General features: G+C 65.9%; 21 protein-coding genes. 7 read left to right on the forward strand and 14 right to left on the reverse strand.

The genetic code is table 11. The annotated features are described in order from the left end of the window. Positions 1–76 precede the first annotated feature (76 nt). The 5 genes from AW273_RS31310 to AW273_RS31330 all read left to right on the forward strand — a co-directional run bounded on the left by AW273_RS31310 (position 77) and on the right by AW273_RS31330 (position 7,719). Positions 77–3,649 carry a tetratricopeptide repeat protein gene (locus AW273_RS31310; RefSeq protein WP_157556366.1) on the forward strand — a complete coding sequence of 1,191 codons (3,573 nt, stop codon included), beginning with the start codon at positions 77–79 and terminating at the stop codon, positions 3,647–3,649. Between the two features lie 691 nt (positions 3,650–4,340). After that, positions 4,341–4,916: an integrase core domain-containing protein gene (locus tag AW273_RS38220; RefSeq protein WP_198168456.1), complete on the forward strand. Its 576-nt coding sequence runs from the start codon at positions 4,341–4,343 to the stop codon at positions 4,914–4,916. A 384-nt stretch (positions 4,917–5,300) separates the two neighbouring features. Further along, the gene (locus AW273_RS31320) at positions 5,301–6,683 is read left to right on the forward strand and encodes a DUF262 domain-containing protein (protein ID WP_062356200.1); all 1,383 of its coding nucleotides are present in this window, start codon (positions 5,301–5,303) and stop codon (positions 6,681–6,683) included. Next, complete coding sequence (locus tag AW273_RS31325; protein ID WP_062356203.1) at positions 6,677–6,994, forward strand: hypothetical protein; 318 nt, start codon at positions 6,677–6,679, stop codon at positions 6,992–6,994. Before AW273_RS31320 ends, AW273_RS31325 begins: the two co-directional genes overlap by 7 nt. A gap of 71 nt (positions 6,995–7,065) precedes the next feature. Beyond that, on the forward strand, positions 7,066–7,719 hold the full coding sequence (locus AW273_RS31330) for a JAB domain-containing protein (protein ID WP_062356205.1): 654 nt from the start codon (positions 7,066–7,068) through the stop codon (positions 7,717–7,719). Between the two features lie 478 nt (positions 7,720–8,197). Here the strand turns inward: AW273_RS31330 and AW273_RS31335 are convergent, their stop codons facing one another. The 4 genes from AW273_RS31335 to hsdR all read right to left on the reverse strand — a co-directional run bounded on the left by AW273_RS31335 (position 8,198) and on the right by hsdR (position 13,840). After that, positions 8,198–9,340 (reverse strand): restriction endonuclease subunit S, encoded by a 1,143-nt coding sequence (locus AW273_RS31335; protein WP_062356208.1) that lies wholly within the window; start codon positions 9,338–9,340, stop codon positions 8,198–8,200. Continuing rightward, on the reverse strand, positions 9,337–10,815 hold the full coding sequence (locus AW273_RS31340) for an HsdM family class I SAM-dependent methyltransferase (protein ID WP_062356211.1): 1,479 nt from the start codon (positions 10,813–10,815) through the stop codon (positions 9,337–9,339). Before AW273_RS31340 ends, AW273_RS31335 begins: the two co-directional genes overlap by 4 nt. Before the next feature lie 5 nt (positions 10,816–10,820). Next, positions 10,821–11,294 carry a type IV toxin-antitoxin system AbiEi family antitoxin domain-containing protein gene (locus AW273_RS31345; RefSeq protein WP_062356213.1) on the reverse strand — a complete coding sequence of 158 codons (474 nt, stop codon included), beginning with the start codon at positions 11,292–11,294 and terminating at the stop codon, positions 10,821–10,823. Positions 11,295–11,380: 86 nt separating this feature from the next. Further along, complete coding sequence (hsdR, locus tag AW273_RS31350; RefSeq protein ID WP_062356216.1) at positions 11,381–13,840, reverse strand: EcoAI/FtnUII family type I restriction enzme subunit R; 2,460 nt, start codon at positions 13,838–13,840, stop codon at positions 11,381–11,383. Positions 13,841–14,169: 329 nt separating this feature from the next. Between hsdR and AW273_RS37605 the strand changes: the two genes are divergently transcribed. Then, positions 14,170–15,819, forward strand: coding sequence for a hypothetical protein (locus AW273_RS37605; RefSeq protein ID WP_157556368.1), 1,650 nt, complete (start codon positions 14,170–14,172; stop codon positions 15,817–15,819). Here AW273_RS37605 and AW273_RS31365 read toward each other — a convergent pair. Beyond that, positions 15,746–16,600: a hypothetical protein gene (locus AW273_RS31365; RefSeq protein ID WP_157556370.1), complete on the reverse strand. Its 855-nt coding sequence runs from the start codon at positions 16,598–16,600 to the stop codon at positions 15,746–15,748. The two genes, AW273_RS37605 and AW273_RS31365, sit on opposite strands and share 74 nt — an antisense overlap. A gap of 212 nt (positions 16,601–16,812) precedes the next feature. Here AW273_RS31365 and AW273_RS31370 point away from each other — a divergent pair, with 212 nt between their 5' ends. Beyond that, a complete protein-coding gene (locus AW273_RS31370; RefSeq protein WP_062356379.1) occupies positions 16,813–17,448 on the forward strand; it encodes a hypothetical protein in 636 nt (211 codons plus the stop codon). On the opposite strand, the gene AW273_RS31375 is transcribed toward AW273_RS31370, so the two are convergent. The 9 genes from AW273_RS31375 to AW273_RS31415 all read right to left on the reverse strand — a co-directional run bounded on the left by AW273_RS31375 (position 17,445) and on the right by AW273_RS31415 (position 26,780). Further along, positions 17,445–19,574, reverse strand: coding sequence for a B12-binding domain-containing radical SAM protein (locus AW273_RS31375; RefSeq protein ID WP_198168457.1), 2,130 nt, complete (start codon positions 19,572–19,574; stop codon positions 17,445–17,447). The two genes, AW273_RS31370 and AW273_RS31375, sit on opposite strands and share 4 nt — an antisense overlap. 84 nt (positions 19,575–19,658) lie before the next feature. Then, complete coding sequence (locus AW273_RS31380; protein ID WP_062356226.1) at positions 19,659–20,477, reverse strand: endonuclease/exonuclease/phosphatase family protein; 819 nt, start codon at positions 20,475–20,477, stop codon at positions 19,659–19,661. A 3-nt stretch (positions 20,478–20,480) separates the two neighbouring features. Then, a complete protein-coding gene (locus AW273_RS31385) occupies positions 20,481–21,578 on the reverse strand; it encodes an aldo/keto reductase (protein ID WP_062356229.1) in 1,098 nt (365 codons plus the stop codon). Then, positions 21,575–22,522, reverse strand: a complete 948-nt coding sequence (locus tag AW273_RS31390; protein ID WP_062356232.1) for a GNAT family N-acetyltransferase — start codon at positions 22,520–22,522, stop codon at positions 21,575–21,577. The genes AW273_RS31385 and AW273_RS31390 overlap by 4 nt, the downstream gene beginning before the upstream one ends. Continuing rightward, on the reverse strand, positions 22,519–23,325 hold the full coding sequence (locus AW273_RS31395) for a class I SAM-dependent methyltransferase (RefSeq protein ID WP_157556372.1): 807 nt from the start codon (positions 23,323–23,325) through the stop codon (positions 22,519–22,521). Before AW273_RS31395 ends, AW273_RS31390 begins: the two co-directional genes overlap by 4 nt. Then, entirely contained in the window at positions 23,322–24,098 is a 777-nt protein-coding gene (locus AW273_RS31400) for a methyltransferase domain-containing protein (RefSeq protein WP_063910175.1), read from the reverse strand. Before AW273_RS31400 ends, AW273_RS31395 begins: the two co-directional genes overlap by 4 nt. After that, on the reverse strand, positions 24,095–24,733 hold the full coding sequence (locus AW273_RS31405) for a hypothetical protein (RefSeq protein WP_062356240.1): 639 nt from the start codon (positions 24,731–24,733) through the stop codon (positions 24,095–24,097). The genes AW273_RS31400 and AW273_RS31405 overlap by 4 nt, the downstream gene beginning before the upstream one ends. Next, positions 24,730–26,163, reverse strand: a complete 1,434-nt coding sequence (locus AW273_RS31410; RefSeq protein WP_062356243.1) for a Rossmann-fold NAD(P)-binding domain-containing protein — start codon at positions 26,161–26,163, stop codon at positions 24,730–24,732. Before AW273_RS31410 ends, AW273_RS31405 begins: the two co-directional genes overlap by 4 nt. Before the next feature lie 47 nt (positions 26,164–26,210). Further along, positions 26,211–26,780: an ImmA/IrrE family metallo-endopeptidase gene (locus AW273_RS31415; protein WP_198168458.1), complete on the reverse strand. Its 570-nt coding sequence runs from the start codon at positions 26,778–26,780 to the stop codon at positions 26,211–26,213. Between the last annotated feature and the right edge of the window lie 11 nt (positions 26,781–26,791).

A 26,791-nucleotide genomic window follows, 5' to 3' on the forward strand; every position in this document is an offset into this window, starting at 1 on the left:
CGGCGCGTCCCTGCCCGACGGCCGGGCAGAGCAGGCGCACCTGCTGGCGGGCACGCTGGCTCGGAGCCGGGTGCTCTTGCTGATCGACGACGTGGGGTCCGAGGAGTCGCTCCGCGAGATCCTCGCGTTCGACGGGCCGTTTGCGCTGGTCTGCACCAGCCGCTCCAAGCTGAGCGGCCTGACGGGAACGGTGCGGTTTCTGGAGCTCGGGCCGCTGGAGGAGCCGCAGGGTGCGGAACTCGTCAGCGCGGTCGCCGGGCCGCCCCGGCTGACCGAGGAGCAGATCGGGCGGCTCGTGGCGGCCTGCGGCGGGCATCCGCAGGCGCTGAGCATCGCTGCCGCTCACCTGGCGAGCCGCCCGAAGGCGCATGCCGACCGCTACATCGCCGACATCGACAGCGCCGATCGGGGCATCAAGGCGCTCCGGGCCGGCCAGACCGCACTGGAGCCGATCCTGGCCCGGAGCTTCGCCGCCCTCGGCCCCGAGCAGCGGGAGCTGTTCGTCCGGCTCGGCGTGCTGCCGCGCATGTCCGTCACCCCCGACATCGCGGCGGCGGCCGTCGCCCCCTTGACCGAGATCGGCGAAGCCGACATCGAGGCCGTCGGGGACCTGCTCGACTCCCTGTTCGAGCTCAGCCTCATCGAACAGGTCGACGACGACCGTTACCTCTTTCACGAGATCCTCCACCGCTATGCGCGGCACACCTCGGCGGCGGTCGAACCCGGCACCCGCGACGCGGTAATCGCCCGGTCGTGCGACGTGATGGCCCTGCGGGCCGAGGCGACGACCGAATCGATCGGCTTCCTTGACGCGGAAGCGCGAGTCCCGGCACCATCCAACGCGATGGCGTTGCAGACCTTGCACGCCGATCGTCCGGGTGCGATTGCCCTGGTCGAACGGGCTCGGGAGCTCCAGATCTGGGAACCGCTCCTGCGATTGGTCTCCGGTCTCCTGCCCTCCTTGACGCTGGGAGGTCACTGGCTGGAATTCGACCGGATCAACCGCTATGCGCTGGAGGCGGGCGAGCTCGCCGACCGGCCCGACTGGGTCGCCATCGCCCTCCACAACAGGGGCACCGCCGCCAGTCACCTCAGTGGTGGCGAAGACGCCACCGAGCTGTTCCGGCGGGCCGCCGAGACGGCGCGCGGGGCCCGGATGCCCGAGCTTGCCTACACCGCTTTGCTCTCCATGGGGACGTTCCTCCTCAACCGGGGGCGCACCCGTGAGGCTATCCCCCTCCTCCGTTTCGGACTGCGCTTCTGGCGGCTCAGCGGAGACCACCAGACGCTGGCCCGGGTCCTGGAGTTGCTCGGCGGCGCACATCTGGCCCTCGGGCGGGGTCGCCGGGCCGGGCAGTATCTGCGCAACGGCGCGAGGCTGTCGGCGTCCCGAGGCGGCCCGAACCCCAGCAACAGGCCGGCCCCCGAGTCGGCACATGAAGCGCTGCTCGACATCGACCGGGCCCGCGCGGTGGGCAGCCGCGAATGGGAGGCGCGGGCGCTCCTAGAGCTCGCCGCCGTCCCCGGCGACATGAGGCCGCCGTCGACCCCGGATGATCCCGGGGAAAACGCGCTGGCCATCTATCGGGACCTGGGCGACGTGCAGGGGCAGGTGCTGGCTCTGTTCCTCCTCGGGAAGGCCGTCGGAAGGGCCGGAACCGGCGAGGCCCTCGATTGTCTGCTGGAGTGCGCCGAACTGGCGGAGGGGATTGGCGATTACCAGCATGCCGCGCTGGCGCTTTCCGAGGTGGCTTTCCACTACGGGAGCATGGGCAACATCCAGGAGGCGGATGTTCTTTTCGCCGATGCCGACGCCATGGCGCGGCACCTCGGCAACCCGGTCCTGATCGCCAGGATCCTGCGACAACGAGCCGATCATCTGTCGCATCGAGGGTTGGTCACAGAACGGGTCGATCTCCTGTCTGAGGCGATACGCCTGCTGGAGACCACCGACGACAAGGAGTCGTTGTGGCAGGCCAAGGTCGCGCTTAGCGAGACGCTGGTCACGGGAGAAGACTGGCTGCGGGGTGCCCGGATCCTCGATGCGGTTCTCTCGGCGCCATCGGAGCACGTGACCGATGAGTCCAAGACCCGGGCGTGGAAAGCGCTGGCCATCCTCTATTCGCGCCGGGGTCTTCACCGAGAGGCCGTTTCCGCCATCACGAAGGCACTCGAACTGTGCGGCAGATCGGGTGATCAGGCCGACCTGCTGCACTGCACGATGGCCCGTGCATCCCTTCACGCCCGCAGCGGAGAACGACTCTCCGCGCTGGCGGAATACGCGAAGGCAGCCGACATCGCGGCGGCACGCAAAGACATTCGTGTTCTGCTGACGGCCAAGAGCATGGCGGCGGTATGCGGGCTCGACGGCGACGAAGCGGAGGCGACCGCCGCACTCGCCAGCGTGGCCACGCTGCTTCCGCTGGCCGGGGAACTCGGAATGCACGAGCTGGAAGCCGCCCTGCGCGTGAACGTCGGGCTGCACCACTCGGAGAGCGGTGACACCGACGCGGCGACCGCCGAACTTCAGCAGGCCCTGACGGTCATCGACCGGGCCGGCGACCGATCGTTGCGCGCGACCGCCCTGCTCGGCTTGGCGCGTTGCCACCGAGCCGCAGGTGCCATCGAGGTGGCCCGTGCTCGCGCACGCGAGGGCTTCGCCCTGCACCAGGAACTCGGGAACTGGTCGGCGGCGGGAACGGCCTATCTGGAGCTCGTGGAGCTCGCCGGGACCGCCCCTGAGGGCCTCACGTTCGCCGACATCCTCGGAGAGGGCGTCGTGCTCGACCCGAGAGTAGGGGAGTCGCTCGGCGCGCGGCTCGGAGATAGGGGCCCCACGCAGGAGGTCGGCGACCACGCTCAGGTCGCAGACCGGCGGAAGATCACCGTTTCCGAAGCCGTTCGCCAGGAGCTGTCGCACCTCACGGTCGAGGCACTGATGACGCACTTTGAACACTCTCGGCAGCTGTGCCTGATCTGCGATCTTGTGGTCGACGAGACAGGCGCGGCGGAACTGCTCGTGGTCCGCGACCAGCGCGAGAGCGTGATCACGCTGCGGTTGGCCCACCCGCACTGCGCCTCGTCCAAAGTGATCGAGATGACGGCCGTGGTCGCCGAGAGGCCGAAGGAGGTCCTGGAGGCGGAATGCATGATCTTCGGTCCAGCCAGAGCCGGCGTGATCATCGATTGCCAGAACGGCTGGCGTGCGGGACCAGACGGGCAGATCAACGACGTGATCCTCCAGGCCTTCCGTGACCTGGGCTTCGCCTGCCCGATCGTGGGGGAGGTGGAGGGAAGCCCGTCGCTGGCCCTTCCCGATGCCCGCGGTGGTGAGGTGCGGGCCCGGCTGGAAAGCAACCTCCTCACGATCACCGTCAACGCGGGCGAGCTGCTGCCGCGCATGCCTCTCGACTTCTTCCCCGAGTGGTATCAGGAGGCGGCCGACACGCTGACCCTCATCGTGGGCCGGAATCTCCAGGGCATGGCGGCCGACGACCCGTCCTATCTTATGAAGGCCATCGCGCTGGGCAGGGTCGTGGGCGGAGTCGTCTCGCTCACGGTGGTGCGGCCCGGCCGGAACGCTCCCTGCCCCTGCGGGATGCGGTCGGGGCGTAAGTTCAAGCACTGCTGTGGTGCGACAAGATCATGACGGGGGCGCTGTGCTGACAGATCTCCAGGTCCTGGCCTGTAGGGCTTAAGAACTCGATTCAATTCCAGCGCAGAGCTCATCGTCCGGGGACGGACGGGTTGAGAGTTGCAGTGGCTGGTTCGGGTTATCTGGGATCATCTTTTGTGATCTTGTCTACGGTGTACGCCGTCGCCCGGCGCCTGCTGTCTTTGCCCGCCCTGCTGTTACGGTGCGACGCATCCAAGGAGGCGGAATTGCTGGTGCTTCGGCATCAGAACGCGGTCCTGCGCCACCAGGTCCCACGCGTGCGGTACGAACCAGCCGACCGCCTGTGGTTTGCGGCGCTCTCGCACCTGATACCCCGCCCCCAATGGGAGAAGATCTTCCCGATCACGCCGTCCACCCTGCTGGCCTGGCACCGCAAACTCGTCACGAGGAAGTGGGACTACAGTCGGCATCGCCGTCCCGGCCGCCCACCCACCGCAGCCGCGGTCAAGGCCCTCATCCTGCGCATGGCCACGGAGAACCCAGGATGGGGTCACCGGCGCATTCACGGTGAGCTGACCCGCCTCGGCCATAAGATCGCCGCTTCTACCGTCTGGAACATCCTGAACCGGGCCGGGATCGATCCCGCCCCGCGCCGCGACGGCCCGACGTGGAAACAGTTCCTGACCGCCCAGGCCAGCACATCGTCGCGGTCGACTTCCTGCACGTGGACACCGTCCACATCCAACGCCTCTATGCCCTGGTCATGCTCGAACACGGCAGCCGCCGCACCCACCTTCTCGGCGTCACCACAAACCCCACCGGCCAATGGACCGCCCAAGCCGCCCGCAACTTCCTCATGGACTCCGACATCGACTCCACGAAGCTGAAGTTCCTGATCCGTGATCGTGCAGGCCAGTTCACCAGTTCCTTCGACGCGGTGTTCGCCGACGCCGGCCTCCGGATCCTCACGAGTCCACCGCAGGCCCCGAAAGCGAACGCTCACTGCGAAAGGATCATCGGCACCTTACGCCGCGAGTTGCTCGACCGCATGCTCATCCTCAACGAGTGCCATCTACGCCGGACACTCACCCGCTACCTGCAGCACTACAACACGACCCGGCCTCACCGCAGCATCGGACAATTGTCTCCATCGCAAGCCGATGCCGGTCCGCCAACCATGATCGACCTGGCCAACCACCGAGTCCATCGCAAAACGATCCTTGGGGGGGCTCATCAACGAGTACCAGCTCGCCAGCTGACGCCGCGAATCAGCAGGTCAAGCCTCGACTCCAATTTTTGAGCCCCACAGGGTCTACCGGCAAGAGGAAGGGACCTTGATCCGCTTGCCTGATCTCGTCAACGACTGCCACGTACGGTACTCAGCTTTGATCGAATCGGCCCTCACTGCTGGATCTAACAGGAGTGCGTGAACCCGATTGTCGATCGCAACTCGTGGAGGATGAGGTGTGAAGGACGAACCGGTCAATCTGTCGTTGATCTGGTTCCAGATGGGCAGACACAGACGGCGGAGGTGTAGCGGCCGGCATTCCCAGCGGCTGGGCATCCGGTCGTAGTGAAGCGGTCCGGGATCAGTGGAGGCTCTGACGGTCCCGGCAAAGCCGGACGGGTCGCCCTGCTGGTGCTTTGGGTGACAGCGGTGGGACGTTCGTGAAAATCTTGGGGTATGTCGCCGATCCCCCATGAGCGCGCTCACCGCCCCCAGTTAGAGAAGATCACCGAGCTCGCGTCGCGGGTCAGAGCGGGGGAGATCAGGCTTCCGAAGTTCCAGCGGCAGTTCGTGTGGAAGGGCCCCCAAGTCCTCGATCTGCTCGACTCGATCTCACGGAATTATCCGATCGGGAGCCTGCTGCTGTGGGACAGCGATTTGCGGCTGGCGAGCGACCACGACATCGCGGGCATCGAGATCGACCAGGCGCCGGACCGTGAACGCACTGCCTATCTGCTCGACGGCTGCCAGCGTCTGTCGACTCTCTGCGGGGCGCTGTACTGGGAGCCGAAGGGTGATCCGAAAAGTCTCTGGAACCTAGTCTACGACTTCGGGGAGGAGCGTTTCGCGCATCGGAAGGACTTCGACGAGCCGCCCGCGCACCAGATTCCGTTGAGGCTGCTCGCCCAGCCCTACGAGTACGCCAAGTGGGCTTCGAAACGGCTTCCTGAGGAGTTCGAGGGGGCGGCGAAGCAACTGTTCGACAACTTCGCGAACTACGAGACCTCGGTCGTGACGCTGAAGACGGCCTCGATAACTGAGGTCGGCCGGATTTTCGAACGGGTCAACACGCGCGGCACACCACTGACGGCGGTCCAGGTCATCCGCGCGGTGACCTGGCGCAGCGACTTCGATCTCCTCGACGCCATCGACGGCGTCCGCGATGTGCTTGCAGCCAAGAACTATGGCTTGATCGACCAGATGCTGCTGCTCCGCGCGATCTCGGCGGCGGCCGGGCTCGGGTTCGCCAAGTCCGACATGGAGCAACTGCCGTCCGTGGGCCATGAGCGTCTTCTGGCCGCCATCGAGGAGACCGAGGAGGCCGCGAAGAAGGCCGTGGACTTCCTCACCACCGAGATCGGCACTCCGACGGCCGCCGCGCTTCCCCACGCCAACCAACTCGCCGTCGTCATCGAGATCTTCCGGCAGATCCCGAGGCCGAACGGCAAGCAGTTCGCCCAGCTCCGCAGCTGGTTCTGGCGGACGACCCTCGGCGGCTATTACGACGGCTGGAATCCCCGGAAGATGGCGGCGGACCTCGCAGCGGTGACGGCGTTCGCGAAGGGCGAGACCAAGGGCATCGAGGTAGACGTCCCGCCACCCAGCACGCGGCTGTGGGCAGGCAAGTACGATCGGGGTACCGCGCCGCAGAAGATGTTCGCGCTCATGCTCGCGGCACGAGGCCCCCTAGACCTGATCACCGGGGCGGCCATTGACGTGGGGAAGACCCTCGCCGGGGATAACTACCTGCAGTTCCACCACTTCTTCCCCAAAGCGGCCCTCCTGCGCGACGGCATCAGGTTCGAGCAGGCCAACTCCTCGCGAACATCGTCATGCTGACCGCGATCAGCAACCAGAAGTTCTCCGACCTGCCGCCGTCCGCCTATCTGAAGGCCGAAATCGACTTCAGCGACGAACGGACGATCCGCGACCGGCTCGACACATGCCTCGTCTCCGCGCCCGCTTTCGACGCGGCCATGCGCGGCGACTACAAGGCGTTCGTCGCCGCCCGGTCGGAGACCTTGCTGGAGTGGGCGAGGGACCTCATCCAGCGCGGGCTGGCGACGGAGGCCGCGCCTGCGGAGCTCGACGAGGAGAGCCGGCGGCTCGCGAACGAGGTCGAGGTCGTGGACGAGGACACCGACGACTGAGGTCCGGGCTACTGTGGACGGCCACGTTCTGTCAGTGCTGGATGGTCTCCTGATGGCGGGAGGTGTGTCCAATGCGCGTCAAAGATCTGCCGGAGGCCGACCGGCCCAGGGAACGGCTGCTCGAGCACGGACCGCGTGCGCTCGCCGACCGGGAGCTGCTGGCGCTGGTGCTGGGTGAGGGCCGTCCCGGTGTGGACGTCATCGAGCTGGCGTCCCGGCTGCTCGCCGACCATGGCGGGCTGGCCGCGGTGGCTATGGCCGATCCGGGCGCGCTCCAGCGGTCGGCGGGGATCGGCCCGGCCAGGGCGGCCCGGCTGACAGCGGTGTTCGAGCTGGCGCGACGCGCGGCCGGGCCGTCGCGCCTCGGCCGGATCACGACCACCGAGGACATAGCGGTCGCCGCCGCACCGCTGCTGCGAGGCCTCCGGCACGAGAGGGCGGTCGTCGTCGTTTGCGACGCCGGCGGCCGGATCCTGAAGACCGCCACGCTCACCGCCGGCGCAGCGGATCGCACCCTGATCCCGGTCCGTGACGTCCTGAGCCTGGTCCTCGCGCTGGGCGGCGTCCGTTTCGCGGTGGCGCACAACCATCCGAGCGGCCGGATGGAGCCAAGCGAGGCAGACGTCCGGGTAACCGCCCGTCTCCGCGACGCCGCGACCACGGTCGGGCTCCGCCTGCTCGACCACGTCATCGTCACCGAGACTTCGTGGGCCAGGATCCCGTGATCATCCCACCGGTGCCGGTATAACCGGTGGGGACGGCTCGCACGAGCCCTTCCGGTCGCAGGCCTCGACGAGTCGCCAGGGGCCCGGCAGACGGACCCACCAGGTGCCCGTCGCGCGCCCGTACCGAGCCCACACTGCGGGAGCCATCGGCGAGCTCCGCCGACGGACTCACGCACGCTCCCGTTCGGTGAGTGCCGCCCACAGCGCGAGTCCGTCACTTGGATAAAGCTCAAACAGAAGGAATACGAGCGACTCGCGAGGTTGCAGACCTGGAATGGCACAAGCAGCCACAGCGGTTCAGCCGCCAAATGCGTCGAACTCGCCTCTCTAGGGAGCAGCATCTTGATCCGCGAGCCTATGAACCCCGGCAAGCGATTTCTGAACGTCGCGAACGTCAATGCCCGCCCAATCTTCGCCACACGCTACGCTAATCGGCTCTGACTAACGGGATGGGCGAGGCCTGAGGCCCCGCCCTCACTCACAACCGTCCGTTGAACGCATAGTTCAGGAGAGCGGATCCAAGGGCCTTTAGCTCTCGATCTTGTGTCGCGGACGCCGCAAGGCAACTGGCCAGTGAGTCAAGCGCATCGGCGAGCCGTCGTTGTTCTGGCATCGGTGGAAGCGGTACCTCAGTCGCAAGGAGTCGTTCTGGACTGACTCGCTGCCGTCTGGAACCCATGCCCGTGGTTTTGTCGCGGAGCGCGGCATGAAGGGCAGGCCACGTAACCAGGTGCTTAACATATCGGGGGTCGGCTACGTCGGCGTCGATGGCGAATGTGGGGAATTCGTGGGAGACATGCAACCCGTCGAACTCGTCAGGAACGATAGCGAGGGCGCCTTCCCAGCCAAAGAGCTTGCTGTAGACGAACTGCCCCGCCCGTAGGCGGTTGTACCTAGCGTACTTTGTCTCGGAACCTTTGATTGGTGGCCGAGTGAACATCCCGCGACCGTGGCTATAGATGCCAGCTGTTTGATAGAGGGTGTCCGCCATGACGGGTACGGAGTCATTGATAGGTATCAGGAAATCGCGCATCGGCGCAGGATCCCCTGCTCGTGTGATCAGTGAGCTGAAGAGGGCGCGACGAGTGGCCTCGGCAGTTTCCTTAAGCTGCCTGATCTTCTCTATCTTGGCGGTGGCGGCGTCGAGGCGCGAGGCGATGCGGCGTTGCTCGTCCAGTTCTGGCAGGGGGACGGTTGTGGAGAGAAGGCGGCCGATATTGACTCGTTGACGGCGTGAGCCCATGCCGGTGCCCTGGTCTCGGAGCTTGCCATGGAGGCCCGGCCAGGTGGTTAGGTGGGCAACGTATCCGGGGTCGGCGACGGCGGCGTCGATATGGAAAGTCGGAAATTCGTGAGAGACATGCAGGCCGTCGAACTCTTCCGGCACGGTAGCGAGCGCGCCTTCCCAGCCGAAGAGCTTGCTATAGATGAACTGCCCCTTCTGGATTCTGTTGTATTTGAGATAGTTGGTCTCGGAGCCAGCAATGGGCGGGCGTTTGAAGAGCCCGCGCCCGTAGCTGTAGATGCCTGCCGTCGTGTAGGTGGCGTCCGGGTCGATGGATACGATATCTGATTCTTGTCGCAGGAACGTGCCGAGAGCGACTTCCGGGTACGCGTTCATGCTGATCCCTCCACGTCCTTCGCGAGCGAGGTGAGGAGCGCGAGGATCTCGTGTTCGGCGGAGATCAGATTGCCGAGGAGTTCGGCGGGTGGGCGATGGGCCAGATCGTCCTTCTCGGTCGGGTTGGCGAAGTTGAGATTGTAGTTCTGGCTGATGATGTCGGCGGCGGGAACCCGCCATGCGCGATCCGTTTGTATCCGGTTAGCGCGCTCGGGGCCACCCCACCACGCGGCGCAAGCTTCGAATTCCTCATAGCGCATGGGCTTGGTCTTGGCGTAGCCCTTGCGACCTTCCGGTGGGATGATCTCGTAATACCAGGTCTCCTTGGTTGCGCCGGTTTTCTCGAAGAAAAGGAGGTTGGCTGGGATCGGTGTATAGGGAGCGAAAACGCCTTGGGGGAGGCGGATGATGGTATGGAGGTCACACTCCTCCAAAAGCTGCTTGCGTACCTTCGCGCCGGGCCCCTCGCCGAAAAGCGCGTTATGAGGGAGAACGATGGCGCAGCGTCCGCCATGCCCCAGCTTTTTGATGACTGAGTGAAGGAAGAGCCAGGCCGTCTCACGAGACCGGTAGGCGGTTGGGAAACCTTGGACGATGGAGTCCTCCTCCTCGCCGCCGAAGGGCGGGTTGGTGAGGATGACGTCGACCTGGGAGCTGGGGCCCTTCTCGTCAATCATCACGCGGAGGGAGTTGGCGTGGAGAACCTTCGGGGAGGGGATGCCGTGCAAGGTCAGGTTCATCATGCAGAGCAGGAACGGCAGGGGCTTCTTCTCGATGCCACGGATGTTGTTGAACAGTTGCTGCTGGAGGACCTTGCCGGTGGCTTGCGGGAACAATTCGGTGTACGCCTCGACGAGGAAGCCGCCGGTACCGCACGCCGGGTCCATGATCGACTCGCCGAGTTTGAGGAAGGTCTGCTCGACCATGAAGCGGATGACGGGGCGCGGGGTGTAGAACTCGCCGGAGTCGCCCGCGGCGTCGCGCATCTGCTTCAGCAGGTCCTCGTACAGGAACGCCATCGTGTGGATGTCGTCGCTGCTGTTGAAGTCGATGCCGCGGATCTGGTTGACCAGGTCGCGGAACAGGTAGCCCGACAGCATTCGGTTCTGGACGCCGGCGAATACCTGGCCGAGGACGTTGCGTGGATCCCCCGGCACGTCACTCTTCAGATCTGCCAGGTACGGGAGGAGTTCCGTGTTGACGAACATCAGCAGGTCCGCACCTGTGAAGGTTTCCCGGTCGGCCCAGGCCCGCCACTGGTAATCCGGCTTGATGATCGGTTCTTGACCGAACACCTCGCGTTCGGCTTCCAGCGCGTCGAAGGAGCGCAGGAACAGCAGCCAGGACAGCAAGGGGAGGCGGTCCAGGTCGCCGTTGAGGCCCGCGTCCTTGCGCATGATGTCGCGGGCTGACTTGATGACGGCCGACAGACGTGCACGGGAGGTGGTGTCCTGCGTCTTCGGGAGTGGGGCCATGGTCGTCAGAGGTCCTTGTTCGTCGGCTGGATGTTCAGGTCGCTGAGGGTGCGGGCGAGGGATGTCACGCGGAAGCCGTCGCGGTGTTCGACGTCGGCGAGCGACAGGTCGGCGCGGTGGGTGAGCACGGCGGGATCCCGCTGGCGGAAGCCGGGTGGAACCGTCATGTGCACGGCGGCCGGGTCGACTGGGGCGAGGCCGTGGACGCTCAAGGCCGTCTCATGGGAGAAGACCGCGCGGTCCAAGCTCCACAGCGACCAGCGGGCCAGATGATCCAGCTCGCTGGCCGGGAAGTCGGCGTACTCGCGGAAGCGATACAGACCTCTGTCGATGCGCATCCAGTTGCCCCGGCGGACGTGAAAGTACTGCGACTGGTAGGAGTAGCCGTCGAGCAGTGCTTGGGCCGCCGTGAAGTAGCCGCGCTGACGGGCGGCCCGGCGCCAGAGCCGTGCCCGGGGTTCTTCCTCCCGCTGCCTCACGGTAGCCAGGTTAGCTTAGGTGAAACTTATAGTCACTTTTAGTTTTGTGCACGATGTGACCATCGTCTTGTTCGCCCCACTAGAACTCAGGAGGCTTCGTATAGCTGGGTGCGCAGGTGGTCGACGGCGGTGCGCAGCCCGGCGCCGGAGCGGTCGCCGAAGAGCTCCGCGATCTCGACGACCGTGCCGAACTCCTGGTAGGCGGGGGAGTCCATGGCCTGGACTTCCAGTTCACTCTCGTCATGCGCGGAGTACTGCGCCAGCACGCGGTCGAGGATCGCGCGGGCCTCGAGGGCGAACGACTCCAGGAACTCACGGTGCTGGAGCTTGAAGCGGAGGGCGCGTTCGGAGCGCGACAGCACGGGGAGGTTCCAGCCGAGATAGATCAGCAGGTCGATGGCGTCGGCGTCGGGACGGCCCGTCAGTTCACCGAGGTCGGCGGTGCTGATCCCGATGGCCTCTAGGCGTTCCCGCAGCTCCTTACGACTCCGGCTGTGCGCCCACTGGGTAAGCAGTTGGTTCGGGGACAGATCGAGCTCGTGCAGTTTGTCCTTGATGAACTGCTCCAGCCGCACAAGGCGCAGTCGCAGGCCTTTTCCATCGGTCTCGGTGATGTAGACGGCCGAACCGAGGATGTTCACCTCTACGTCGTCTATGTAAAGGGTGCGGCCCTCGGCGCGGATATCGTCGATCATCTCGCCGTCGATGATCGTCGGTGGAAGGTCGCCGCCGTCGCGACTTTCATACTCAGCCTCGGGCTCGGCCGCCTCGTCGGGGTCCGGTTCGGGCTCGATGTCGAGGTCCTCGGGGAAGGTGACGAAGCTGCCGTCCGGGTCTGCCTCGTCGCGGAGCCGGCGGAGCGGCGGGCCATCGAACTTGGGGTCGTAGAACAGGCGGGTCGCGTCCACGAAGTCGATGATGTCGAACGCGAACTTGCCTGTCTCGGGCGACAGGCGGGTGCCGCGGCCGATCGTCTGCTTGAACTCCGGCATCGAGCGGATCACCCGGAACAACACGATGTTGCGGACGGCCGGGATGTCGACGCCCGTCGACAGCATCCGCGATGTCACCGCAATAACCGGGACCTCGGAGGCGTCGTAGCGGAAGTCGTCCAGACGCTCTCGGCCGGCCTCGTGGTCGTCTCCGGTGATCCGGCAGACCCACTTGTGGCCGTACCGCTGTGACAGGTCGGCGTTGGCGCGGGTCAGCGCCTCGACCATGCGCATCGCGTGGTCGTTGGTCTGGCAGAACACGATGGTCTTGTGCATTCGGCCGGTCTTATGCAGATACTCCGTCAGGTAGCGGGCTACCTCGTCGGTGCGGTCGAGGATCGCCACGAGCCGCTCGAAGTCCTTCGGCCCGTACAGCTCATCGGGGATTTCTCTGCCGTACATGTCAAGCTGACCTGCGTCCGGCCGCCAGCCGTACAGGTCAATATCGATCCGGACGTTGCGGACCCGGTAAGGGGCGAGGAAACCGTCGCGAATGCCCTGGGCGAGGGAGTACTCATAGATCGCGTCGTCAAAGTATTGGTAGGTGTCGACGTCCTTACGGCTGATCGGCGTGGCCGTCAGACCCAGCTGGACGGCGGGCTCGAAGTGGTCCAGGATCTCGCGCCACTGCGAACCCTCCGAGGCGCTGCCCCGATGGCACTCGTCGACGATGATGAGGTCGAAGAAGTCCCGTTCGAACTTCGTGTACAAGTCCTGCGCCCCGCCAGGCTGCGACAGCGACTGGTACAGCGCGAAGTAGATGTTGCGGCTCTTCTGCACTATGCCCTGGCCGAGCCGGTGGACGGCCTCGCCGAACATCTCGGTGAAGTAGTCGTCCTTGGGCTGGTCGATGAGGATGTTCCGGTCGGCGAGATATAGGACACGGGGCCGTCGCCCCTTCTCCGGCCAGTTCGCGTTCCACAGCTTCGCGACGATCTGCGCCGAGACCAGGGTCTTGCCCGTGCCGGTGGCCAGCACTAGGAGTAACCGTCGTTGGCCCTTGGCGATGGCCTGCACGGCTCGGTTGATCGCGTTGCGCTGGTAGTAGCGGGGGTCCTTTGGAGTGCCGTCCCAGTTGCGGGTCAGTATGAACGGCGCGGACGCCAAGTCGGCATGAGCCTCGTCGGTGAGGTCTCGGGCATCGCGGTACCGCGCCCAGAGCTGCTCCGGCGTGGGGAACTCCGAGATCTCCGAGATCAGGCCAGTCCGGTAGTCGACCTCGATGGTGCGGGTGCCGTTCGTTGAGTAGGCGAACGGGACGTCCAGCAGCTCGGCGTAGCGTTTGACCTGCTCGAAACCCTCAGCGGGATCAATGCGGGAGCGTTTGGCCTCGACGACGGCGAGCGGCAGGCCGTCGGAGTACTCCAGCACGTAATCGGCGATTAGCGGGCGCTGCTGATGGTGGCGGCGGGCGGTCGGCTGGATCCGGCCGCGATTGATCCGGTACCGGCTCTTGACCTGCTCTTCTACATTCCAACCGGCCCGGATGAGAGCGGGCAGGACGAACCGCTCGCAGGTCTCGTCCTCGGTGGGGTTGCCGCTACTGGAAGTCACCCTATATTTCTACCCGGAGGGTGTGACAATTTCTGGACTCTCGATCCCAAACCCCTCTGAACGCGGATTGCATCTTCGGCAGGATGACGCCTCAGTCGGTTGCCTCGCCTTTCGTGACTACGGAACGATGAGAAGAACCGGGCGTTGGTCAGCCATGCCAGGAAACTCACGGACCCGTGAGGTGGGCCAGGCGAGCTGATCGGCTAGGTCTTGCATGGTGAGCCCCGTCTGACTGGTGGCGAGCTCGAAGGCTTGCCGAAGGAGGACTGGAGTTCCCCTGGGTAGCCGGTAATCGACTCGGGCGTAAAGCCGAACTGGCTCCGGAGTTCATGGAGTTGCTGATAGCCGCGCGGCTGGCGGCCGAGTCCGACACTTCCTCCCGGCTGATCCGAAGGGGGCTGCGGTTGGCTGAGTCGGTAGCGGGACCACATCTGGTTGCTTTCGGTGTCGGTGTGATGTCATCTAGTGATATGCGTCGGTGGGCAAAGCTGAACGAGCGCCAGATGACAACCCTGCGCCGCATCGCGGACGGTGAGTCGGTCACCGCCAAGGACAGTGATCTGGCTCGTACGGTCTACGCACTCCGGGACAGGGGGTTGATTTCGACCCCCCGGACAGACGGCATATGGATCGCTGAGGTAACCGAGGCAGGGCGCTTCTATCTCGCGAATGGCTACTACCAGGGCGCTGCGGCACTGACGTCTCCCACTGTGAGTTCCAAGACCGGAAGACGAACTGCCGACATCAAGCGGCAAACGCCTCGTGCCCTGGCGGCTGAATTGATCAAGCGCTTGCAGGACGAAGGGGGGACGGTGCATGTCCATGACCCAGATAAGACCACTAGGGCGCTTCATCGACGGGCCCTGGACGCGGCCAAGCGTCATGGGTTGATCCCTGAAGGCTTCCGTCTCCTCCATACCGGTCGTGACCGCGGAGATCTCATCCTCCGGCTGGAGAATGAAGCACATCCCGACGAGACCGACTGGAATCGCATCCGATTAAGCGCTCGTGATCTGATCACCGATCCTCACGAGCTTGCGAACTGGCTTCGAGAAGACCGTCGCTCGATTGACGTCACCGACGCCATGATCGGCCGCGCTCTGGAAGCGATAAGAGCATTGGCGGAGGGTCTGCTGCAACGCGGTCATAGCGTGGGCATATCTAGGCGGGGCAAACCACGTGGCCTCCACGCGCATGCGCGTGGACACCAGTACGCGCTGAGCATCAAGGAGGAACTCGACCGTATTCCTCGCGTCTATACCGAAGAGGACCTCCGGAGCCGAAGGCTCTACGCCTGGCAACGGGTTACACCTGAGTACGACGAGGTCCCGTCAGGTCGGCTCAGGCTTGAACTGGGGGACGGGAGCGGTCTGCAGTGTTGGGCGGACGACAAGCGTTCACGTTTGGAGGACAAGATACGAACGGTCGTCAATGCGATCGAGCGACTCTCGGAGGCTGACCAGCAGGCGCGTTTTGCGAGGGAAGAGGCTCAGCGAAAACGCGATGAGAACTGGCGACGCCAGGAGGAGGAACAGCAACGACAGGCGGCCGCGCGGCAAGAAGAGCGCGATAAGGAGCTTGCGCAAGCCGCCGACCAGGCGCAGGAGGAGCATAGACGGCGAGCTTTCGGGCAAGCACTGGAAGGATGGGCTAGTGCAGCGGCTATCCGCGAATTCTGCCTGAGACTAGAGGCACTTTCTGCGACTCTGCCGGCACAAGAGGCAACGATCGCGCGATGGGTGACGTGGGCGCGAGCCCAAGCTGATCACATGGATCCCCTACTCACGCCGAGCGTGTTGACCGAGGTGAGCTTCGACATCGAGCCGACGGCGGAAACCTTGCACCGCTACCTGCGAAACGAAAAGCGAGGCGAACGAGAAACACGACCAGAAGAACCAATTGAGGTCAGGTATGACGTTCTCTATCCATCAGCATGGCGATGGGGACGCCCAGGTCGTTCTCAATGGTGGCGGCGGTAGTCGTAGCTCCGCGCTTGCGCAGTGCCTCGATTGCCCGGTCGAGTAGATGGCCGAGCCGTAAAACTTCGTTGCGCAAGGCGATCAGCTCATCGAACCGTGCAACGGTCTCCTCCCCGCACCACTGCCGTACCAAGGCATGGACTGGTTCGCGTTCGCGCAGCCGGAACCGGGGTTCCTCACGGGCATCCTGCCATGACCGCCGATAGGACATCCCATAGAGCGCCTCATCGCGGAGTTCAGCTTCTTCGCTGTGAATCGCCTCCATTACCTCGTTACAGAAGACGTTGGCGATGGTCGGCATCAACCGTCGTGCCGCTTGCCAAGGACTAATCAGCGTCCCACTGCGATCACGGAAGGCCAGAGGGTCGTCTCCTAATTCTTCGGGGGTGAGTCCTAGGCGTTCCGCCATACTCGTGGGGTTGTCGATCCGAAGGACTCCGGTCTCGCTCCTACTTCGACCGAGGACCAGCCGCCGGCCAAGCCCGCAGTTCTTCACGACGAGCAACGCAGCTTCATACTCCACCGCGCCGTCAGCTATAGCGGATGCCTCTCTAACTGCCAACAGCCGCTGTTCGTCGTTGAGCCGCGGTCCGATAGCGGCCCAGCGATCCAGCAGAGTGGTATGGGAGACCCATTCCTGTAGCCCGGAGTCGTCGCCGTCCATCCGGCGGATCCTGATTGAGCCGTCGCTATCCCTTACTCTCACGATGATGACGCGGTGCACCGGCTCGCCCAGCGACCTCGGCCGCTCGCGATAAGCCCACTCCTCTCCAATCTCCATGCCTAACATTAACTCCGTCTATGTGATCGTTATATCGCTTTGAGTAATGGTCGGTTGGCTGCTCTGCTGCGACTGATGATCCTTCGCACGATGGCGCAGGCGTACCGATCGCCGTGTTCAGTGCAGTGGGTCCGGAGCGGAGCGGACTTGGAGCCACTATCAGATCTGCATACTGATGGGGCTGTTGATGACTGTGTGGATACTCTGAAGTGATGACCGACCAGACGATCTCTCCGGACGAGCAAGAAACGGCGCTTGATCTGGATGCCGTCGTTGCTGCGGGATGGGCTGTTCCCGAGGCGTTTCCGGGAGCGGAGTTCGCTCGCGCCGAGTCCTTTTGGCGGGAGCGAAGGACCGAGGATGCCAGGCTTCTGCAGGTACGTGCCAAGGCGTCAGTGCTCGTGGAATCCTGGACTGGATGTGTACCGCGTGATGTCGGTTCCTTCGGTATCCAGCTCAACCTGGAGAGCAGTGATCTTGACCTCGGAATTGGATACCCGATTGCCGGCCGAGACGATCTCATGGCGGCGCTCGCCCCGCATGTGGTGTTCAAGGACGAGCGCCGGACCCGTTTCGACACCACCCGGCTGGTGTTCGCCTTCGCCGTCGACGGCATCGAGATCGACCTGTCCGCGCTGACGGAGGAGGACTTCGCCGTCGCGTGTCGGATGCTGGATCAGATCGACAGCGAGATGACCGAGGCGGAGCGGATCGCGCACACCTGGGTCAAGTACCAGCTACGCCGGGCGGGCAGGGCAGAGGAATACGCGAGCTGGAAGCTCGTCACGTACGCGCGTTTCTGCCCGGAGTTCAACTGGGTGCCGATCACCGAGCCGACCGCCGGTTAGGTGCCGCATGGGTCGGCGGCGTTGATCAGCTCCCACGACCTGTCAGCGGCCCATCGGCCGGACTCGTGGACGAGCCGGTTGGCCGCCTGCGGCGGGAGCGCCGCCACCACGCCCGGCAGCGTCGAGTCCATGCGCTGCCGGAGTTCAGCCAGTCGCTCGTCGAGCATCGCGTCCAGGCCGGCGGTGAGCAGCGGGCGCTGTGAGAGCTCGGTGTTTCGGCTGATCAGGTCGATCATGCTGGTGAGGACCGAGAACGCGGCTTCTTTGATGACGGCTCTGGCTGTGCGGACCTGTCGCTGCGGCTCTCCGTCGAGGATCTTCTCCAGGCTCTTCAGCGTGTAGTCCAGGGCGAAGTTGCGGTCTACCCACAGCTGCGCCCGGTGGGAGCACTCGCCGATGCGCCAGTCGGCGAACTCCGCGTCGACCCGGCCCATGGATGGGCGGACCTCCCTGGTCAGCCCGGCGGCCTCGGCCTTGCGGGTGTAAGGGGCACCGATCAGGCACTCCATCGAGACGAGCATGTAGGAGATGCCGGTGTAGAAGGGCTTGCCGGTGCTGTGCTCGGCGACGAAGGCCGGGTCGGTGACGCCGTCGACGATCTGTTCGGCGCTCAGATGGGGGAGCGGGCGCAGTAACAGGTCGGTTCGCCCCTGGAAGGCGTGCGTGGCCAGCAGTTCCTCTTCGGTCATCAGGTGGTCGAAGGTGATGTACGTGTAGCGGGTCGGCACGCCCAGCGCCGACAGGGTGCGGATGGCCAGGGCGTTCTGTTCTGCGGTGGTCTCCTTGTGGAAGCGGTCCAGGATCGAGGTGACGCCGGACTCCACCCCGAACAGGCAGCGGCGCAGTCCGTCGCGCAGCAGGGTCCGCCACATCGTGGCACGTTCCACATGCCATGCACGGTCGCGGCCAAGGTGGGTGACCTGGTCGATACGGCAGGACGTCTCCCAGCGGAAACCGGCTTTGGCGAGTTCGGTGGCGATGGCAAGGATGCGTGGGACGGCGTTCTCATCGCGGCCGATGGCTTCCTCGTCGACCAGGTAGAGGGTGCGGGAGATCTCCGGGTGACGAGCGAATTCCTCGTTCAGGGCGCCGAGCATCCACGGCAGTTCCTCTGGCGCTCCTCCTGCCCACACACCTTTGTGACCCCGCGGACAGAACGAGCACGTGCTGGTACACCCCCGCGTCGTCTCCAGCTGGGCCACGCCCTGGTGGGCGAAGGTTGCCTGCAGTAGGTCCAGTTCGGGGAAGAAGTCCTGGGCGTTACGGTTGGAGACAGTCGGGGTTCGGCGGCGGCCGATCGCGACGGCTCCGCCTCGGGGCGCGCCGACGTAGCCGATGCCGTGGATCTGGTCGCGGGCCAGGTCGCCGTGCCAGTGGGCGATGACGTCGCGGATGGTCGGTTCTCCGGCGCCGCGCGCGATGAGCAAACGGGGGTAACGCTCCAGGAGCAGGGCCTCGTTGCGGGCGGTCAGGCTGCCGCCGGCCAGGATCAGCGGCACCTGATCCTGGACTTCGTCGAGCAGGCGGGTCATCAGGTCGTACTGGCCGAAGGTGGCCGAGATCCCGAGGACGTCCGGCTGCTGGACGGTGATAGCGGTGAGGATGTCGTCCAGGGTGACGCCGAGCTGCATGTCCATCATTTCGACGTGGCCTGACAGGGTGGAGCGGGCGGCGCGGGCCAGGTCGGAGATGGCCAAAGGGAAGCGCGGCAGTGGGAAGTGCTCAGGCCGGTACAGCGCGGCGAGCAGGATGCGCGGCCGGGTCAGTCGGGTCACGGCGTCCGTGGTGATGTCGGCGTGGCTGATCCAGTCGCCGGGCGTGTGCAGGCGCATGTTGTCCATGCTCCAGGCGGGCCAGGATCGGGTCTCGTGTGGCTGGCCGGACAGATCGGCCAAGAACCACTGGCCTGGCTGGTCGGTGCCGTGGGCGAGGAGCCGCCGTTCCAGGGTGCCGGTGATGACGACTTCGTGGGCGGGCAGGATGCCGGTCACCGCCCGGCGAAGGGCGTTGGGCTGGCTACGGGGGATCGCGGCCAGCAGTTGGCGCTGGTCGGCGGTCAGTGGTGTGAGTCGGCCGATGGCGTTCAGGAGCAGTTCGAGGCTTGCATCGGCACCGATGGTGAGCATGCGGACCTCCGCGCGGAAAGGAAAGAAGGGATGACGGCATGGCCCTGCGGCGTCCAGGACGCCGGGGCTACGGGGGAGCCGGGGTTAGGCGGGGATGCTGATGACGGCCGTCATGGCCGCGTGGTCGCTGAGGCCTGAGGTGCGGGGCTGGTGGAGGTAGCCGCATTCGAGCACCGCGCCGACGGGTGAGCAGAAGATGTGGTCGAAGCGGTAGCCGTCGCCACTGCGTCGCCCGTACCAGGAGTGATCGACCGCGTCCGGGTGAAGGTGCCGGAAGGCGTCGGCGTACCCGGCGGTGGTGAAGGCGGTGTAGAAGTCGTACTCCCAGGTGCCGAACACCTTGTGGTGGGGCTGGTGGCCCGGCTCCAGGACGTTGAGGTCGCCGGCGATGACGATCGGGCCGCTCACGGCGAGGCCGTCTGCCAGGTTCGGCAGATGAGCGGTTACCGCGTTCTGGAAGGCGCGCTTGTCTTCGTTGCGGCGGTCTTTGGGGCCGCGGGAGGGCACGTAAAGCCCGACCACGCCGATGGTGTGATCCCCGTCCAAGTGGAGACGGACGGCGGCGCAGCGATGCGGAAGATGCTCCACCTGGATGGAAGTGACGGATTCCTGCTTGCCGGTGCGCGAGGCGACGAGGGTCAGATAGTCGGGGCCGCCGTCGCTTACGTGGACGGAGAATCCGTGCTCGCTCAGGGCCTGGGTGATGGCGTGCCCGCCCGGGGCGACCTCGGTCAGCACGATCACGTCGGCGTCCTGTCCGGCCAGCCAGTCGGCCTGCCGTCGGGAGCGGGCGGGGTTCGCGTGCTGGACGTTGAGGGTTAGCACGCGCACCAGGCCGGGCCGCGTCTCGTGCTCGGCACCGGGCAGGAGGCTGAGCTGCTGGCGGTCCTCGGCGCTGGCCATGGGTTACCTCTGGATCTCGTCGGTGAAGACCTCGCCCTGGGCGTCCAGACGTTCCTGCAGCCGGCCCATGACCACGCGGGCCTGTCTGATCACCTCTGAAGGTGGGCGGTCGCCCAGCGCCGACAGGTTCATCGCCACTTGTTCGGGGGTGGTGAATCCGACCAGCACGGCCGCGTGGGCATACCGATCGAGGCACGCCCACAGGGCGATGTGAATGAGGTCTTCCCGGCGAGAGCCGACCACTCCCTGCAGTTCATCCAGCCCTTCGGCGATGAGGGCAATGGCCGCCGGGGTGAACCAACGCTTCCGGGAACGATGGTCTCCCTTCCCGAACTGCGGCGGGGCGGCCGGGTCGTAGGCGCCGGTGAGGAGGCCCTGCGCGAGCGGCTTGTTGATCAGCACGCCGACCTCGTGCTCGGCGGCGAACGCGAAGATGCCCTCCGAGCGATCGGCAGGAGACAGCAGGTGGTCGCGGACCGCGAGCACGTCCGGTTCGACAGCGGCGAACACCGCGCGGAACCGGGCGATCTTGTCGCCTCGTTGATCGGGCGAGGCGGTGAGGCGGTCGAGGGCGAAGCGGTGCGGGCCGCGCATCCCTACCGCCCGGATCAGTCCCTCTCGCCGGAAGGTCTGCATCGCCTCGGCCGCAGGTTCCAGCCAGCGGTCGCCGTCTCCGAAGTCGGAGTGGTGCAGGAAGTAGATATCGAGATGGTCAGTGCGCAGGTTGTCCAGGGACTGCTCCAACTGGCGGCGCATGTGCCGGGGATCGAACCCGTGCAGGGCCGTCCCGGCGAAGTAACCGACCTTGGACACCAGAACGATCTCCTCGCGGGGGACCCGCGCGACCAGAGCGCCGATCTGCCGTTCGGAACGGCCGTGTCCGTAGACGTCGGCGGTGTCGAACAGGCGGGCGCCCATCTGCCAGGCGACCTCCAGGCCGGCGGCGGACGCCTCGGCCGAGGCACCGGTGGACCAGCCCATCGGCAGGCCCAGGTTCTCGTCCGGGCCGCCGATGCCCCAGCAGCCCATGCCGACGGCGGGCACGGTGATGCCGGATCGGCCGAGCGTCCGCTGGGGCAACGGGGCGGGTGGCGACGTCACGTGGGCCTCCTAGATGAGGGTGCTTGGTAGTAGCGGATCTGTCCTGTCGTGGTCATACCGAGCGCGTGCAGGTCGGCTAGAAGGGCGGGTGCGTTGTCGGGGACGATAGAGCGCGCGACCACGGCGTGATGGCGGATCCCGGCGGACAGAGCGGCCGTGATCAGCGGCGGGGCCACCTCGGCGCGGTCGGTGTCCGGGGCGATGAGCACGTCAGCCAGCAGCGCCTCGGCGGGTTCTGCGGGGTCGTCGTGGGCCAGCGGATACATCAGTGCCGCCCCTTGAAGGTCGCCACTGGGGCCATCCACGATGAGCAGGCCATCAGAGACGAACCGTTCGTCCGCGCTCCAACGCCGGTAGGTGTCCTCAGCGACCTGCCGTCCATGATCGGGGTGAAGAGCCTGGTACAGGTGGCTCAGCGCGTCGACGTCGGAGGCTTCGGCCCGCCGCACTCTCACCCAGCCACGGTCGGGAAGGCGCGGCAGCAAGGAGAGATCGGCTTTCAGCAGCGCCGCGGTGGAGTGAGGACGCCACCCGGCCTTCTCGAAGAATTCGTAGCCGTGCTTCCGTGCTCCAGGGATCTCGGCGGTGAGTAGGGCTTGCGTCCCGTCGGCCTGGAATTCGGCCGCCTCCTGCAGCAGTGCCGTACCGAGTCCGCGCTGCTGCCATTCGGGCGCGACGATGGGACCCCACAGCCGAGCTGATGAGCCCGGCGCGGCCGCGTGGCGAAGAGCCGCTGCGGCGGCCAGTGTGCCGTCGGCGAGACGGGCCAGGAACACGGTCGTCGGCAGCGCGTTGCCACTGGGGCGCAGCCGGGAGCGCACGAGTGCGGAGGTCACCGGCCGTTGGTCGGGCCAGCCGCGCATGGCGGCGTATCCGAGATCTGCGAGCTCCTCGTCCAGAGGGGTCCTGGGCTCATAAGCGATGTTGCTGATCGAGATCGTCATGGGCGCCTCGATTGGGTGGCTGCTATACCGACGCAGACACTGCCGCGTCCGATCAGGAATGCCGGGTGGAGGGCCAGCGCGACCGTGGGCGGGGCGCTTCGGGTGAACAGGCGAACCTGGCCGAAGCCGTTGCGGAAGGCGTCGGCGATCTGATCGGGAGACGCGAACGGGCTGGGCCTGGAAGGGTGGCGAAGCCGTTGTCGGGCGAGGACCATCCGTTCGGCCGAGGTCGCGGGCCAGGTGGTGGCGGCCAGGGCTTGTCCAGCTCGGCCGATCCGGTCGTATTCGAGGTAGCCGGCGCGTCCGGCGATCCGAGAGGTGTAGAGCAGGAGGCCGTCCTCGGACAGCAGACCTGCCAGGCGGGTGATCACTGCCTCGCGGTCTGCGGGACTGGGCAGCAGCGACAGCAGCCCATCGGTGACGATCAGATCGAACGATCCTGACACTCCGGCCAGCTCCGGCGCTTCGGATCGAAGGGTGAAGACCTGGGTGCCGGTCTCCTTCGCCCAGGTGTTGATGAGAGTCAACGGGGTCGGGCAGGCGTCGGCCACCGTGATCTGCATGCCCGGCTGCAGTTCGGTGAGGATCTGCGGCATGGTCTCGTCCGAGGAACCACAGACCAAGGCAGTCGACGGTTGCCTTTCGGCCAGCGCACGCTGGTAGAAAGCGGTGTGCCAGCGGGGATTGCCCTTCAGGCCTGCCTGCCGGAACAGCCGCCACGAGGCGTGGTAGCAGAAACAGCCCGGGGCGCAGTTCTCTCGGGCGGCCGACCAGGCGCCTCTGATCGTGAGGGACGCGGTCATCGTTTCTGGCCGATGAGGTGGAACAGGCGGGCGATCTGCCGGTAGGGGTCACGGCATCCGGCCTGCCATTCAGCCTCCAGGACGTAGTCGAACCCCTCGCCGACCGGGGCGTCGCCCAGGTGGTCGGTGAACACCCGCACCCCGTACCACTGGCATGTCGTCACCCCGGCCTCGCCGAGGATCGCCTCGACCGCGGAGAGGGCGTCGGCCCGGCTGCTCACCCCGAGATTGCCCTCGACGGAACCGGCCCCCAGCACCGCGACCGCATCCGCCCATCGGCCCTCCAAGGCGGGACGCATGGCCAGCCCATCGGCGTTCTTGGTCAGCAACGACACCAGGCCGCCCGGTCGGACCGCCGATGCGAGGTCGTTCAGGAAGGCGTGCGGGTTCTCGGCGTACATCAGCACGCCATGGCAGCAGACGAGATCGAAGCCGTTCTCGGCCAGATGCCCGGCCTGGTCGGCGGTGCCTTCGACAAGCGTGATTCGGTCGCGGACCTGCTCGCTTTCTCCCGAGATCCGGTCGGCGGCCCGCTTGTGCATGCCCTGGTCGGGGTCCAGCAGGGTCACCCGGTGTCCGGCGCGCGCGAGCAGGACGGCCTGGTGGCCGTCACCCCCGCCGATGTCCAGGACCTGCTGGGAGTCGCTGGGCAGGTGAGTGCGCAGGGCGCGGGCGACCAGGGCGTGACGGAGCGCGCCGCGCAACGTACCGGCGTGACGGGCATAACCAGCCGACAGATCAGCACCGGACGCCGAGGTCCAACTGTTGCTCACGGGTGGGTCTCCTTCGGCGAAAGCAGGGAATCGAACAGGGCCTGGTGCTGAAGCACCAGGCGGATCGACAGGTAGCGGGTCCGTAGCAGTTCGCGGAGTACCTGACTGGCCGGCGTGTCAGGGAGGGTGCCCTCACGGACGGCCCGGCGCAGTGCGATCAGCTGAGGTACATGCGCTTCGACGTTTTCCAGGTCGATCGGGTGACTGCGCTCCAGCCACGAGCTGAGCCGCTCTAAGGTCATGACCTCCCAGACCACGGTGTCGCCCCAGAATCCGTCCGGGCCTGCGGCGGTGACCAGGTGGGGGATGCGGCGCAGCCCGGTTTTGGGCAGGGGCGGTGGCACCGGGCTCGTCACGCACGCGGCTTCGCCGCTGCGACGGCCCCTGATCGTGCTCAGATGCTTGGAGAAGGCCAGCGCCAAGCCCGTCTCTGCCAGCGCGGTACCGGTAGGGGCGATGGCCACGGCCTCGACCCATGAACGCTGGGCCGAGGTCAGCGCGAGGCGTACAGCGGCGGCCGGGTCGTGCTCTTCGTGCCAAACGCGTCGTCGTGCCCCGCTGGTAACGACCCCGGGGCTGAGGAGTCTGGCGGCGTCCTGGGCGGTGAAGAACCGCTCTCCTTGGGCGGTGATCACCGGGTGGCCTGGGGGCCGAACCGTGTGTAGTAGCGCTCAAGCAGGCCGCAGGACTCCAGGACCCGGTTAGAGGCGTCCACGTTGTGCCCAGCGGTGAAGCCGTGCTCAGGCGTTGCGAGGGTCGACGCGGCCACCAGGAGGCTGGCGAGGATCAGATCGGAGTACATGTTCGGCAGCGACTCGGCGTGATGAAAGTTGATCGGGAAACCGTCGCCCACGAGGGTCACCTTTGCGCCCGAAGGCATGTGCAGCCGGGTTCCCAGCACACCTTCGTCGGTGACCTTCTGCGCCTCATCCGCCAGCTCCGCGACCGCGAACTCCCGATCGCGCGAGGTCGTGGATACCAAATAGCAGTCTCGGCTGATCGCGGCGGCGTGTTCGCCGCGTAGTCCGGTCCGACCGGTGCAGCCGAGAATTATCAGTGGACGGTGATCGCGCAGAAGCGTGCTGACGCACCGGCCAGTGAGATACCCACGCTCGTGCGCCGCGATCAGCCGTACCAATTGCCGGTCATGTACGGCCACCCGCATGTGGCGTGACCGCAGCACAGCGGCGATGTGTTCACCGATCCGTCCGAACCCCACCACAAGGGCCGGCTGGCCTTCGAGTTTTTCCTCCGGAAGAAGGCGCAGAAGATTTCTGACCACCGCGTCCGCGATGCCGTAGCACTCCATCGTCGCCTTCAGTCGCGACTCGGCCACTGAGAAGATCGGCAGTGGGATCCGGTCCTCCCACGGTTCGAGCCGGGTGATGCCTGAGATGGTCTGTTCCACCAGGCCGACGAAGCGCGGAAGGAGGTCGGGCCGCTGCTCCAGCAGGACGGGCAGCGTGTAGCCGCCGTCATCGATCAGTAGACCCGGCAGCCCGAGCGTGGCGGCGCGTCGTGTGTGATCGTGCAGGGCGTCCGCCGCGTCCGTCCAAGGCCACACGGTGACGCCCTGCCTGGCCAGGTGCGCGTCCACACGGTCGGTGTGCCGGTAGGGGTACCCCTTGTCCAATACGGTGACCGCGTGCGCGGGCACCCCCATAGCCAGTACCGCGTCCACCATCACCAGGAAGTCGGTCATGTGATGCACCGTCAGCACCGGAGCCACCGATGCCAGGCACCCGGGCGGCAGGAAGCACGGCAGTTCGCCCGTCAACGGCATCTGACCGCGCAGCGCGTTCATCTCGGTCGTCGTGAACGGAATCCGTCGCACCGCCGCAAGAATCGCCTGTACCTGGTCGGTGGTGAGCCCCGTCGTCTCTTCCGCAATCAAGGTGATGACGTGGGTGCCCGAGGCAGATGCCTTGGGCCGGGCCGGCGCGCTGACCAGAAGACGAACGCATGCCTCGGCTCCCACACGCAGGCGCAGGCCGGTCCCGTCGAGAGCCACCTCGCCGAGGTCGGCGACCTTGGCCACTGCCTCGATCACCGCTTCGCGCACCATCGGCCTCCTATTGCGGACTGGGCGGCCCATCCTTGCAGGGTGGGGTTTTAGTTCGAGGTAGCGGTTGCCGACTTGCCAAAGCCGTACTTGAGTTCGGCTCGCTGCGCTCGAACGCGCTGGCCCTTCATCTGCATCTGCGCGAACTGCTTGCTCACCCCGTAAGTCTCGGCAACGCGCGTGTTGTCCCAGCCATCGAAGGCCATCCGCGCGGCTGCAGCGAGTGGAATCAACAACTCGCCGGCCATGAACTTAGCCTCGTATTCCTGTTTCTCATCGAACTGGCGCTTGTGGTCCTCGCCGAGGATCACTCTGTCGAAGGGGTGTTCCAGCAAGAGATGGCCGAGTTCGTGGGCGATGTTCGACCGACGCCGGGCGGGGGAGTGGGACTCGTTCTCCACGATGAGACGTGCCGTGCCTACTGAAACCAGTGCGGCGGACCACGCGGCCGTATCACCGAGGGTGAAGTGACCAAAGGCTTCCGGGCTCACACCGTGATCGAGTAGATCCCCGATTCCGTAAACAGGGATCCCATGGGCGTCCGCCATCGCGTACGGATCGAGTGGATCTGTCGGGCTCAGCCCAAGCTCTGCCCGCTCCTCGAGGACGACCTCGCGCATCCGCGGCTGCG

It is taken from the genome of Herbidospora yilanensis (genome assembly GCF_001570565.1).
GTDB lineage: Bacteria > Actinomycetota > Actinomycetes > Streptosporangiales > Streptosporangiaceae > Herbidospora > Herbidospora yilanensis.